Below are 13040 nucleotides of genomic sequence, written 5' to 3'. Positions count from 1 at the left end.
GCTAGCCATTGCAGATTTCGCGTAGCGCCTGCCAGCTTGGATCGTCCAGCGCCGGGGGCATCCGCGATGGCGGGACGTCGCCACGGGGCAGGCCCACGGCCGTGGCATAGGGTCCCCATGCCAGGCGCGCCATGTCGAAACCCGGGCGCAGTATCTCGACCGAAAGGCTGCGTTCGGGCGCGAGCAACAAGCCCTCGACATGTTCGGTGATCGCCCGGTCGGTGATCTGCCCCTTCATCAGAAGCCGCAGCAGGTCGATGAAGCCCATCTGTTTCAGGAACCGGGACAGGGGAGCCTGCTGTCGGGCCGATATGGCGGCGGCCAGAATATGCCCGGCGGCGACGTCGGGGTCGTCCTGAGTGACCAGGATACTGTCCGAGATCGCAATTGTTCCGCCGGGAAGGGCCATTGCCGGTTGCGGCAGATCTCGCAGTACTGTCAGCCGGATCGGTGTGGTCGGCAGAATACGCTGTCGCAGGATGGACAAGGCTTCGTTTCCTATCGCCGTGCCACAGGGTGCACCGGTCAGAAGGGTTAGTTCGCCCAGCATCCGGTCGCCCACTTCGGCCCGCTGTGCGACGGGCATGAAATTCTCGGCTTGACGTCGCAGCGTATCTGGCAACCAGATCAACGCGACCCCGACCAGAAAGCCCGCGACCAATCCGAGGATCAGTCGCCGCAGCGCCCCCGGTCGCTGGCGGCCTTTCTCGACGGCGGCCATGACCCGGTCGAGGGCGGCGATCATCGCAGTCTCCTCGATTTCGAGTTCCTCGTCATCGGCGGCGGCAGGCCCATAGAGGGCAGGCGTCTCGCCCGGATTGCGACGGACTAGTGCAGGCAGGGACCAATGCGACAAGGCCGCTCCGGTACTGTCCTGAATGACCAGTTCGGCGTTGCCGATGGCAACGTAGACATCGCGCCGCTGCTGCCCCGCTCCGGGGCGCCAGAGCGCGGGGGATTCCAGCCGTTCCAGTCCGTCGATTGCAGTCATCCGGGGCGACCTGCCGGGGCGGCGCGCACCTGATCGCGCAACAGGTATTTCTGGATCTTGCCGGTCGAGGTCTTCGGCAATGGCCCGAAGGTGACCGCCTTGGGCGTCTTGAAACCAGCCAGGCGTGCACGGACGTGGGCGATGATCTCCGCCTCGGTCACGTCCGCCCCGTCGCGCAGTTCGACGAAGGCGTGCGGCACTTCGCCCCAGTAATCGTCGGCCGCGGCAACCACGGCGCAAAGCGAGACGGCATCGTGGTGCATCAACACGCCTTCGACCTCGACCGAACTGACGTTTTCGCCGCCTGAAATGATGATGTCCTTGGCGCGGTCGCGGATCTGCACATAGCCGTCGGGGTGTTTGACGCCCAGATCGCCGGAATGGAACCAGCCGTCCGCAAACGCTTCGGCCGTGGCATCGGCGTTCTTGAGATAGCCTTTCATCACGGCGTTGCCGCGGATCACGATTTCACCCTGAGTCGTGCCATCGGCTGGCACAGGCCGGCCGGAGTCGTCCAGCACATCGACATGTTCCATCATCGGATAAGCGACCCCCTGTCGCGATTTGAGCGCGGCCTTCGCGGCAGGGTCCAGTGCGTCCCACTCGCCAGGCTGCCAGACGTTCTCGACGACGTGGCCGTAGGTTTCGGTCAGGCCGTAGACATGGGTGACGTTGAAACCCAGCGACTCCATCCGCGCCAGCGTCGCGGCGGGGGGCGGGGCACCGGCGGTATAGACTTCGACATGCTGGGTAAAATCCCGGCGGTCGGGCGCATTCACCAGCGCGTTCAGTACAATGGGCGCGCCTCCGAAATGGGTCACGCCTTCGTCCGCCAATGCGTCGAAAATCGCAGGTGCGGTGACGTCACGCAGACAGACGATGGTCCCACCCAGAACCGGCACCATCCAGCTGTGACACCAGCCATTGCAATGGAACAGCGGCACGACGACCAGCAGACGGGGATAGAGGGTCAGGCGCCAACTGACCACGGTGCCCATGGTCATCAGATAGGCGCCGCGATGATGGTAGACGACGCCCTTTGGCCGCCCCGTCGTGCCCGACGTGTAGTTCAGCGCGATGCTTTCCCACTCGTTCTGCGGCAATATCCAGTCAAATGCCGGGTCAGCGCGGGCGAGTTCATCCTCGTATTCCGGATGACGACCGGATGCCGGGTGACCCGCAGCGTCGTCCGCGATCTCGATCAACAGGGGCGGCGTGTCGAGCGTGGCGCAGGCGTCTTCGGCCAGCGACAGGAATTGCGTGTCGACCAGCATCAGTTTCGCGCCACCGTGCGACAGGATGTAGGCAACGGTGTCCACATCCAGCCGCGTATTGATCGTGTTCAGGACGGCCCCGCAGGCAGGCACGCCAAAGCTGGCTTCGACCTGCGCGGGGACATTTGGCAGAAGGGTCGCCACGACGTCACCGGGGCGGATACCACGCGCGGCCAGCATCGCGGCCTGCCGGGTCACGCGGTCGCGATATTGCGCATAGGTCCAGCGGTACGCGCCGTAAACCAACGCCTCGCGCCCCGGCCAGATCTGCGCGGCCCGGTTCAGGTGCGACAGCGGCGTCAGCGCGACGTGGTTCGCCGCGCATCGCTCCAGTCCCATCTCGTCGCTGAGCCAGCCCATGCGTTTCCCCCTGCGCCGTTGCCCTTGTCCCCCGGGCTCGCGATAGTGTGCAGACAGGGCCGCCGAGGACAAGAGACGAGATGCAGAACAGACCCCTCATTGCGGCCGCACATATCATGACGGCGATGGCGATCATCGGGCTGATCGACCAGTTCATCCGTGTCATCGCCATCGACAGCAGCCTCTGGACGTTCCATCTGCTGCGGTCGGTGATGATCTGGACGATCGCGCTGGCCTGGCTGGCGATCTCTCGCAAACGGCTGGAGGTGGTCAGCTGGAGGGGCGTGTTGGCCCGGTCGGCATTCAATGCCACGGGTCTGCTCATCTATTTCGGTGCCCTTGGGTTCCTGCCCGTGGCGCAGGCGGCGGCGGGCCTGTTCTCCGCACCGATCTTCGTGCTGATCCTGTCGGTCGCGCTGTTCCGGTTGCGGATTGGGCCGGTGCGGATCGTCGCGGCCTTCACGGGGTTCGCTGGTGTTCTTATGGTTCTTTCGCCGGATGTATCGACCCTTTCACCTGCCGCATTCGTGCCGCTGGCCGCGGGGCTGTTCTATGCCATGGCGGCCATTGCCACGCGCGAATGGTGCCCGGACGAACACGCACTTACCCTGACACTGGGTGGGTTTGCTTTCTTGGGGCTTTGGGGTCTTTTGGGTATCGTCAGCATTGCGGTCGCGGGGGGCGAGGGGGCCGATTTCCTGACGCGCGGATGGGTCTGGCCGACGCCCGAGGTCCTGTGGTGGTGCATCGTGCAGGCGCTCGGCAGCCTGATCGCCGTGGTCCTGCTGACACGGGGCTATCAACTGGCCGAGGCGTCCCTGGTGTCGGTGTTCGAATATTCCGTTCTGGGGTTTTCTGCGCTGTTCGGCCTGTTGGTCTGGGGCGATGTGTTGTCGGTGCCGGCGATGCTCGGACTTCTATTTATCGCAGCCGCGGGCAGTCTGATCGCCTTGCGCGGGCGGGGTGTTCCTGCATGATCCTGTCACCGGGCCGTGGATATGCCTTCGTCCATGCCCCCAAGACCGGCGGCACCGCCATGGCACTTGCGCTGGAGGCGCGGGCGATGGCCGACGACATCCTGATCGGGGACACACCCAAAGCGCGGCGTCGCCGGGGCAGGTTGAAGGGTGCGCAAACGGCGGGGCGGCTCTGGAAACATTCCACGTTGCGGGACGTGCGCGGTTTGATCCCCGATAGCGTTCTGGACGCCCTGGTGCCAGTGACGCTGGTGCGCAATCCATGGGATCGTATGGTCAGCTACTATCACTGGCTCAAGGAACAAAGCTTTGATCATCCGGCGGTCGGGCGGGCAAAAACGTCCGGCTTTGCGGACTTCGTGATGGATGCGGAGGTCGGCGAGGGATTCCGGCGCAATCCCTATGCCAGCTACGTCGCCGGGGGGCGCGATCCGATCTTTCTTCGGCTGGAGCATCTGGACACCGACCTTGCCCCGTTCAGCGCATTGCTTGGCTTCGACCTGATGCTGCCGATGGCCAACCGTTCGGTGCGGATACGCGATTGGCGCGGCTATTACGACGATGCCACACAGAACCGGGTGGCGGATATCTGCGCGCAGGATATCTCGGCCTTTTCCTACTCATTCGATCCGGGTGAACCGGCGTAAACTCGCCGTGGCATCAAGGCGACGCTAGGTTTCGCCACGGCGGCGGCCAAAGCGCGGCAGGGTCGCATCGGTGTCTGCCAGTACATCTTCTGCCGTAACACCCAAGGGACGAAAGAAACCCGCATGTCAGACGTCAAATTATTCAGTCACGACGCTTTTCCGATTGCCGGGTCGCCCGAAACCATCCCACGGTTCGTGCCGGGCACCCGGCTGTCCACGCCGGACGGGCCGTGCGGCATCGAGATGCTGGCTGTCGGCGATACCGTCATCACACGTGCCGGACCGATGCGGATCGCGCGTCTGGGCGAGATGCGGAAATCCCGCGCAGACTGGACGTTCGACAGGTCGGCCTGGCCCGTCCGCATTCCGGTCGGCAGCCTGGGGAACAGTCGGCCCATGCGCCTGTCGCCCGATCAGCGCATTCTGCTGTCGGGTGAGACTCTGGCGCGGATCTGCGGCGTCGCGGAAGTGTCTGTACCGGTCCGCTACCTGATCGGCCTGCGCGGTCTGATCGTCGAACGGCCCCTTGCCGACCTGCGCTACCATGGCCTGTCCTTTGGCCTCCCGGCGGTGGTCGAGGCCGAAGGCGTGCCCTGCGAAGTCGACACGGGAGAGGCCGCGACACTGGACCGCGACCTGGTGCGGGCAGCCTTTCAGGCGATGCACGCAGTGGGTGAACCGGTCATGAAGCGCTAGGTCTGCGTCCGTTCCGGCGTCCGTGGTGCCCGGAAGAGAACGTCAGACCCGGGGAACCCTACGGAAGGTCCAGCGCCTGCGCCGTAACGGCGCAGGCGAGCAAGGCGTTGATCGCGGGTGTTGCTTTTCAGGTGTCGGTTTCGGTTCCCATATCCCAGTCAGTTGGGGGGCTTAGGGGTTAACCATACAGGCGAAATACGGCGGGACCGTGGACGGACACATGGGTCGTTGGGAAACAATCGAGGCCTGACCGCGCGGCCTGTTCGCCTTCGCAAGATGCCTCCGGCGGGGATATTTTGACCAAGAGGAAGACCCCCGATGAGCAGTAGACTTGACTGGCTGCCCATGGGGATCGAAGAAGCCGGGGCTTCCCCTTGGACGGTCATCGGCGTCCCCGCCTGTACCGCCCGATTATCAAAGCACACAAGTCTTAACAGCCACCTAAAACCGGCATCCTTTTGGTGAAAATATCCCGCGGGGGTCCGGGGGTGTGAAACCCCCGGCACGTTCGGAATGCACGCGTTCAGGCCGCCTGCTGCGCGGTGTCGCCATAGAACGCCGTTCCGTCTTCGGCCATCCGCCGCAGCATCGAAGGCGTCTTGAAACGGTCGCCGTACTTGACCGTCAGTGCATCGCAGGTATCCGCAGCCCAGGCCGCGCCAACAATGTCGAGCCAGCTGAACGGTCCGCCGGACCACGGCGCAAAGCCCCACCCCAAAATCGCACCGACGTCGCCTTCGCGAATGTCCTCCAGTACGCCTTCTTCCAGAGCGCGAACCGCCTCCAGTACCTGCGCGAACATCAGGCGGTTCTGAACCTCATGCAGGTCGGGCTGCTCCCCGGCCTCCGGATAGCGCGTGCCCAACTCCTGCCACAGGCCTTGCCGCTTGCCCTTGTCGTCGTAGTCGTAGAAGCCCGCATTCGACTTTTTACCCAGACGGCCCGCGTCCTTGAACGCAAACAGAACCTCGTCCACCGCGCCATCGGGATAGGCGTCGCCCATTGCCGCCCGCGTCGCGACCGCGATCTTGACGCCCAGATCGATGGAGGTCTCGTCCACCAGTTGCAGCGGCCCCAGCGGGAAGCCCAGCATCTTGGCCGCGTTTTCGATCAGCGACGGGGAAACCCCTTCGGCGACCATGCGGATTCCTTCGTTGATATAAGGGATGATGCAGCGGTTGGCATAGAAGAACCGTGCATCGTTCACCACGATCGGGGTCTTGCGGATCTGGCGCACGAAATCGAGCGCCTTGGCCACGGCGATGTCACCCGTCTGCTTGCCCTTGATGATCTCGACCAGCAGCATCTTGTCGACGGGCGAAAAGAAGTGAATGCCGATGAACTGATCGGGCCGGGCGCTGGCCTTGGCCAGTTCGGTAATCGGCAGGGTGGAGGTGTTGGTGGCGAAGATGCAATCCTTGCCCACGATTGCTTCGACCGCCTTTGTCATATCGGCTTTGACGTCAACGTCTTCGAAGACGGCTTCCACGATCAGGTCGCACCCTTCGAGTGCCTTCAGGTCCGTGGTGGCAGTGATGCGGCCCAGAACCTCGGCCTTTTTGTCTTCGGTCACCTTCTTACGAGAGATGCCCTTATCGAGGATGCCTTCGGAATAGGACTTTCCCTTGTCGGCGGCGGCCTGTTCGCGGTCGATCAATACGACTTCGATACCGGCGTTCGCCGAAACATAGGCGATGCCCGCGCCCATCATGCCCGCGCCGATGACGCCCAGCTTGGAGACCTTCTGATCGGGCGCATCGGGCCGGTTCGCGCCTTTCTCCAGTGCTTCCTTGTTGATGAACAGGCTGCGGATCATCGCCTCGGACGAGGGGTTCATCAGAACGTGGGTGAACCAGCGTGCTTCGATCTTCAGCGCTGTGTCGAAGGGCACCAGCGCACCTTCGTACACCGCCGACAGAAGAGCCTTGGCGGCAGGAAAGGCACCTTGGGTCTTGCCATTCACCATCGCGCTGGCTCCGACGAAGGTCATGAAGCCTGCCGGGTGATAGGGCGTGCCGCCGGGCATCTTGTAACCCTTGGCATCCCACGGTTTGACGATATCGGCATCGGTCGCCGACAGGACCCAGGCGCGGGCGTCGGCCATCGGATCGGAGGAAACTTCGTCGATCAGACCGGCCGATTTGGCCTTCTTCGGGTCGGAGAGCTTGCCTTCCAGCAGGAATGGCGAAGCGGCCATCGCGCCCATCTTGCGCGCCAGACGGGTCGTGCCGCCCATGCCGGGGAAGATCCCGACCATGATTTCCGGCAGGCCGATCTTGGCCTTGGGGTTGTCGGCGGCGAAGATGCGGTGGCAGGCAAGGGGGATCTCGAACCCGATACCGAGCGCTGTGCCCGGAAGGACGCAGGCAACCGGCTTGCCCCCCTTATTGGTCTTGGGGTCCAGATTGGCCCGCTCGATCTTGCGCAGGATCGCGTGGGATTTCATCAAGCCGTCCATCAGGCCCGCCGCCGGATCGTCGCCGGACATTGCCTTCATCTTGGCGATGACGTTCAGATCCATGCCACCGGCGAACGTGTCCTTGCCGGAAGTGATGACGATGCCCTTCACCGCGTCGTCGCCCAGCGCGTCGGTGACACAGCCATCCAGATCGTCCCAGCCTTCGAGGCTGAGGACGTTCATCGATTTGCCCACCACGTCCCATGTGATGGTAGCGATGCCGTCGGCGTCCTTGGTCAGGGTGAAATCGGTCATGGCGGTCTCTTTTCGGTAAAGGGGAAAGGTGGGGATGAACGTCAGGCTTCGTCGTCCACCGGATATCGGGTGCTGCGCAGGACGGCGCGCACACCACTGCCCAGCCAGACCCCGTCGCAGAGTTTCAGGGTGGCTTCACTGATGTAGGGGTCGATCAGATGGGTCGCACCAGACAGGACATAGACGCGGTGAAAGCCACTGATCTCGCTTTCGTCCTCGCCGCTGATGGCGGCGGCGACGGCGACCCGGTGATACGAAGTCGCGCCCAGTTGATCGAGGTGGGCGCGAAACTCGCGCGCCCAGTCGACCATCGTCTCGGGGCGATCGACGACCGTGACACCGCGCGCGGTCGCCAGTTCATGCGGATAGGTCATGAGTGCCGTAACGCCTTCGAAATCGCGGTCCCAGATAAGCTGAGATACGGAGTCGAGGTGATATTGATAGATGGTCAGGGCGTCTTTCATCGGGATCTCTTCCAGTTCGGGTCCAGAGCGGCAGCGGTGCTGGTAATCATTTCGGGCGCCCGGTGCGAGCGCGGATGTTGTCGGGATGATAGTAGGCCATGCCGCTTTTACGAACAGAAACATTGATGGCGTCCGCAAGCCAGCGTCCATCGGGCTGACGCATTAGCGACATCCGGCATTCATAGGGATCGGTCAGATAACTGCCGCCGCGCATGATGTAGGTTGTATGCGCGCCCGTAATCCGATCCGGCCCGTCAGGGTCGAATTGCGCGTCACGGCACAGCCTGTGGTAGGCCGTCGCGCCCAGACCCTTGAGGCTTTCCCGGAACGCCTGCGCGTCCAGCTGTTGTTCGGCGGCGTTCTGGATGATGCGGTCCGTCTCGGGCAGGCGGATCAGGTGGGGATAAGACAACATTGCGGCGACAGTAATGTAGTCACGATTCCACAGAGCGACCGAGGCCGTGTCGAGGAAATCCTGATAGATATCGTGCGCCTGCGTCATCCTCCGTCCTCCTTGCCGAACGTTTTGTGACGTTCGGGGCTGATGACAGAACAGGCAACCTTCCGTTGGCTGGATAGGATGGACGAACTGCACCACCTGTCACCGGCAAGCACCAGATCCATCTGCGCCGCATAGGGATCAACGGCGTATTGCACACTCCTCATGTTACAGGTGCGATGCCGTCCGACAATGCGTTGGGGGCGGGGCGGGCCGACCGCCGCCGACAAGCAGACGCGGTGACAGGCCTGCGCGGCCAGACGCACCAGCGACGCATGGAACGCCTCCAGCGATTTTCGCATTTTCTGAGCCGTCTGAATGATAGCCACAGCATCCGCCGTCTCGATCCGCAGGGAAAAATGCAAATACGCGCAGACACTATCGAAGACCCGCTGCCATTGCGGCATCAACACCATGTAGAGGTGGTCCTGATAGATGGCTTGCGCGTCCTGCATCAGACCCGCTCAATGATCGTGGCTGCCCCCATGCCGGACGCCACGCACAGGGTGGCAAGGCCAACTTCCTTGTCCGCGCGCTCCAACTCATCCAGCAGGGTGCCGATGATGATCGCGCCGGACGCCCCCAGCGGGTGGCCCATGGCGATAGCGCCGCCATTCACGTTCAGCTTGTCATGGTCGACATCGAAAGCCTGCATGAAGCGCAGCACGACGGAGGAGAACGCCTCGTTGACTTCGAACAGGTCGATGTCGCCGATGGTCATGCCATTCTCCGACAGGATCTTTTCAGTCACTGGCATCGGACCGGTCAGCATGATGGTCGGATCGGTGCCGATCTTGGCTGTGGCGCGGATGCGGGCGCGGGGTTTCAGGCCCCATTTTTCGCCGAATTCCTTATTGCCGATCAAAACGCCTGCCGCGCCATCGACGATGCCCGACGAATTGCCCGCCGTGTGGATGTGATTGATCCGCTCCAGATGCGGGTATTTCATCAGGGCGATCTTGTCGAAGCCGGGCATGACCTCGCCCATCGCCTGAAACGCAGCGTTGAGCGCGCCCAGCGACTGCATGTCGGTGCCTTCGCGGATGTATTCGTCGTGGTCCAGAATGGGCAGGCCGTTCACATCACGCACGGTAACGATCGACTTCTTGAAGCGGTCATTCTTCCACGCGGCGGCGGCGCGCTTCTGGCTCTCGACGGCGAAGGCATCGGCCTGATCGCGGGTAAAGCCATATTCGGTGGCTATGATGTCAGCCGAAATTCCCTGCGGGACGAAATAGGTGCTCATCGCGATAGATGGATCGACGGCGATGGCAGCCCCGTCGCTGCCCATCGGGACGCGGCTCATGCATTCCACACCGCCCGCGATATAGCCGTCACCGGCCCCGCCGCGGATCTGGTTGGCGGCCAGGTTCACGGCCTCCATGCCAGATGCACAGAAGCGATTGATCGACAGGCCGGGAATACGCTGGTCCAGATCGGAGGCCAGAACGGCGGTCCGGGCAAGACATCCGCCCTGTTCGGCGACCTGGGTGGCGTTGCCCCAGATCACGTCCTCGACCGCATGGCCTTCGAACCCGTTACGGTCCTTCAGTGCGTTCAGCACGTCGGCGGACAGGCGCGCTGCGGTGACCTCATGCAGCGATCCGTCCTTTCGGCCCTTGCCACGGGGGGTGCGGATGGCATCGTAGATATAGGCTTCTTCGGTCATGGGAGACTCCTTACTGGCGGTCCGAGGGACGGCCGGGCATCAGGTCGTAGGGGGATTTCCAGCCGGGCAGGGCGGCGATGCGGTCCAGCCAGGCGTCGATATGAGGCCAGTCGGCGCGATCAAAACCGAACGGCTCGGGATAGTAGAGGTAGCCGCAGCACGACAGGTCGGCGTTGGTGACACCCTTGCCGACGATCCAGTCGCGCCCCGAAAGATGGCGGTTCAGCACATCATAGGCGGCCTTCAGGCGACCTTGGCTGAAGGCGATCACTTCGGCGGGGCGTTTGTCTTCGGGCAGGAAGTTCATCAGGAACCGGGTCATGCCCGCCTGGCTCGACAGTTTGTGGTTGTCCCACAAGATCCACCTCAGAACCTCGTAACGGTCCTCGGGTGTGCCGCCGAACTTGCCGGTCTTGTCCGTAATCCACTGCTGGATTGCCCCCGACTGGCTGAGGCGCATGTCGTCATCGACCAGCACGGGCGCTTCGCCCATGCCGTTCTCGGCCCGCCATTCGGGTGTGCGGGCCTGACCGCCGAAGAAATCGACGAACACCGGCTCCCAATCCAGCCCGGACAGTTCCAGCGCCAGCGCGGCCTTGTAGGAATTCCCCGACTCGCCGAAGCAGTGCAGCTTTATGGTCATATGCGCTTCCCTCCCGAAATACGGTCGTTGTCTGTGTCTACGCGCCGGTGTCGCCGCGTTTCGCGAGCATCGCCAGATGCAGGTCCAGCCGGTGCATCAGATTGTCCCGATGCGTCACGCTGTCGAAGTTCTCGAACAGGAACGACAGCGCTTCACCTTCGTCCAGTCCAGCCTCCTCCGCGAATTTGCGGAGACGACGATATCCCGCCTCGGTCATACGGGCGGGAAAGCGTCGGGTCAGGCGTTGCGGGCGGGGCATGTATCCTCCGGTCGGGGTCGGCCCGGCGTGCGGGCCGACCGTGGTTTTGCCTTAAAAAGCCGTGGGTTCAAGCGCCATTACCGTCTCCGACCCGGTCTGGATGCGCGCAAGGTGCATCCCCGTCGCCGGAAGCTGACGCGCCATGTAGTAGCGCCCCGTGGCGATTTTTGCGTCAAGGAAATCGCGGTCCGCACCTGCTTCGCCCAGCTTTGAACCGGCAGCCTGCGCCATGCGGGCCCACATAAGGCCAAGGCAGACGTGGCCGAAAAGGTGCATGAAATCATAGCTGCCCGAGAGCGCGGCGTTCGGGTTCTTCATGCCCTGCTGCATAAAGTACATGCCCGCCGCCTGAAGGTCCTTGGATGCGGCCTTGAGCGGTTCCAGGAAGCCCGCTTTGAGAGTCTCGTCCTCGGCGTTGTCCTTGCAGAACGTCTTGACCATGTCGAAGAAAGCCATGACGTGCTTGCCGCCATCGACGGCCAGCTTGCGACCGACCAGATCCAGCGCCTGCACACCGTTCGCACCCTCGTAGATCTGGGCGATGCGGGCGTCGCGCACAAACTGCGACATGCCCCATTCCTCGATATATCCGTGACCGCCATAGACCTGCTGCGCATTGGTGGCCATCTCATAGCCCTTGTCGGTCAGGAAACCCTTGATGACCGGCGTCAGCAGAGAGATCAGGCCATCGGCGTCCTTGTCTTCGTTGCGGTGCGCGCGGTCGATCATCATCGCGCCCCAGAATACGAAGGCCCGCGCACCTTCGACGAAGGATTTCTGGTCCATCAGGTTGCGGCGGATGTCGGGGTGAACGATCAGCGGGTCGGCCGGGCCGTCGGGGTTCTTGACGCCGGTCACGTCGCGGCCCTGGAGGCGGTCCAGCGCGTAGGCCAGCGCATTCTGATAGGCGATTTCGGCCTGGGCATAGCCTTGCAGGCCGACACCGAGGCGCGCCTCGTTCATCATCGTGAACATGGCGCGCATGCCTTTATGCGCCTCACCCAACAGATAGCCTGTCGCTCCATCGTAGTTCATTACGCAGGTCGAATTGCCGTGAATGCCCATCTTTTCCTCGATCTTGCCGACCGAGACGGCGTTTCGCGCGCCCAGATTGCCATCGTCGTCGACCATGATCTTGGGGACAATGAACAGCGACACCCCTTTGATGCCCTCGGGTCCGCCGGCGATCTTGGCCAGCACGAGGTGGACGATGTTGTCCGCCATGTCGTGATCGCCCGCCGAGATGAATATCTTCTGGCCGGTAATCTTGTAAGAACCATCGTCCTGCGGTTCGGCCTTGGTGCGCATCAGTCCCAGGTCGGTGCCGCAATGCGGCTCCGTCAGGTTCATGGTGCCGGTCCATTCGCAGGTGGTCAGCTTGGGCAGCCATTTCTGCTTCTGCGCGTCTGTGCCGTGGGCGTGGATCGCGGAATAGGCACCGTGGGTCAGGCCCTGGTACATGTTGAAGGCCATGTTGGACGAGGACAGGATCTCGCCCACCGCGGTGTGCATAAGGTAGGGCAGGCCCTGGCCACCGTATTCTGTATCGCAATCCAATGCCGTCCAGCCGCCATCGCGGACCTGATCGAAAGCCGCCTTGAACCCAGTGGGCGTGCGGACGACGCCATTCTCGAGAACGCAGCCTTCGCGGTCGCCGACAACGTTGAGAGGGTGCAGAACTTCGGACGCCATACGCCCGGCTTCTTCCAGCACGGCACCGGTAAAATCGCGGTCGATCTCGTCATAGCCTGAAATGTCTTGCGTCGAAGCCTTCAGAACATCGTGCAGCACGAACTGCATGTCCTTGGTGGGTGCGATATAGCTGGGCATGTTCGATCCTCCTCAAAT

General features: G+C 62.9%; 13 protein-coding genes. 3 read left to right on the top strand and 10 right to left on the bottom strand.

Annotated elements, in window-relative coordinates:
- Position 1: 1 nt before the first annotated feature.
- On the bottom strand, positions 2-991 hold the full coding sequence (locus tag AC13C2_RS10500) for a M48 family metalloprotease (RefSeq protein ID WP_092761647.1): 990 nt from the start codon (positions 989-991) through the stop codon (positions 2-4).
- Positions 988-2625, bottom strand: coding sequence for an AMP-binding protein (locus AC13C2_RS10495; protein ID WP_482886775.1), 1638 nt, complete (start codon positions 2623-2625; stop codon positions 988-990). Before AC13C2_RS10495 ends, AC13C2_RS10500 begins: the two co-directional genes overlap by 4 nt.
- An 80-nt stretch (positions 2626-2705) precedes the next feature.
- Here AC13C2_RS10495 and AC13C2_RS10490 point away from each other — a divergent pair, with 80 nt between their 5' ends.
- The 3 genes from AC13C2_RS10490 (at position 2706) to AC13C2_RS10480 (ending at position 4945) form a co-directional block, all read left to right on the top strand.
- A complete protein-coding gene (locus tag AC13C2_RS10490; RefSeq protein WP_482886774.1) occupies positions 2706-3602 on the top strand; it encodes a DMT family transporter in 897 nt (298 codons plus the stop codon).
- Complete coding sequence (locus AC13C2_RS10485) at positions 3599-4249, top strand: sulfotransferase family 2 domain-containing protein (RefSeq protein ID WP_482886773.1); 651 nt, start codon at positions 3599-3601, stop codon at positions 4247-4249. Before AC13C2_RS10490 ends, AC13C2_RS10485 begins: the two co-directional genes overlap by 4 nt.
- A gap of 123 nt (positions 4250-4372) precedes the next feature.
- Complete coding sequence (locus tag AC13C2_RS10480; RefSeq protein WP_482886772.1) at positions 4373-4945, top strand: Hint domain-containing protein; 573 nt, start codon at positions 4373-4375, stop codon at positions 4943-4945.
- A 523-nt stretch (positions 4946-5468) separates the two neighbouring features.
- Here the strand turns inward: AC13C2_RS10480 and AC13C2_RS10475 are convergent.
- The 8 genes from AC13C2_RS10475 to AC13C2_RS10440 are packed head-to-tail and all read right to left on the bottom strand — an operon-like array spanning position 5469 to position 13022.
- A complete protein-coding gene (locus AC13C2_RS10475; protein WP_482886771.1) occupies positions 5469-7658 on the bottom strand; it encodes a 3-hydroxyacyl-CoA dehydrogenase NAD-binding domain-containing protein in 2190 nt (729 codons plus the stop codon).
- A gap of 41 nt (positions 7659-7699) precedes the next feature.
- Positions 7700-8122 (bottom strand): hypothetical protein, encoded by a 423-nt coding sequence (locus tag AC13C2_RS10470; RefSeq protein ID WP_092761635.1) that lies wholly within the window; start codon positions 8120-8122, stop codon positions 7700-7702.
- 46 nt (positions 8123-8168) lie between these two features.
- Entirely contained in the window at positions 8169-8624 is a 456-nt protein-coding gene (locus AC13C2_RS10465; protein WP_482886770.1) for a hypothetical protein, read from the bottom strand.
- Positions 8621-9076, bottom strand: coding sequence for a hypothetical protein (locus tag AC13C2_RS10460; protein ID WP_482886769.1), 456 nt, complete (start codon positions 9074-9076; stop codon positions 8621-8623). Before AC13C2_RS10460 ends, AC13C2_RS10465 begins: the two co-directional genes overlap by 4 nt.
- Positions 9076-10290, bottom strand: coding sequence for an acetyl-CoA C-acetyltransferase (locus AC13C2_RS10455; RefSeq protein WP_482886768.1), 1215 nt, complete (start codon positions 10288-10290; stop codon positions 9076-9078). The genes AC13C2_RS10460 and AC13C2_RS10455 overlap by 1 nt, the downstream gene beginning before the upstream one ends.
- 10 nt (positions 10291-10300) lie before the next feature.
- Positions 10301-10933 (bottom strand): glutathione S-transferase family protein, encoded by a 633-nt coding sequence (locus AC13C2_RS10450; RefSeq protein ID WP_482886767.1) that lies wholly within the window; start codon positions 10931-10933, stop codon positions 10301-10303.
- Between the two features lie 37 nt (positions 10934-10970).
- A complete protein-coding gene (locus AC13C2_RS10445; protein WP_092761625.1) occupies positions 10971-11192 on the bottom strand; it encodes a hypothetical protein in 222 nt (73 codons plus the stop codon).
- Positions 11193-11243: 51 nt separating this feature from the next.
- Positions 11244-13022 carry an acyl-CoA dehydrogenase C-terminal domain-containing protein gene (locus tag AC13C2_RS10440; protein ID WP_482886766.1) on the bottom strand — a complete coding sequence of 593 codons (1779 nt, stop codon included), beginning with the start codon at positions 13020-13022 and terminating at the stop codon, positions 11244-11246.
- Between the last annotated feature and the right edge of the window lie 18 nt (positions 13023-13040).

The sequence above is a fragment of the Jannaschia sp. L-14R genome (assembly GCF_056857695.1).
This window is presented reverse-complemented; position numbering and strand designations above follow the sequence as displayed.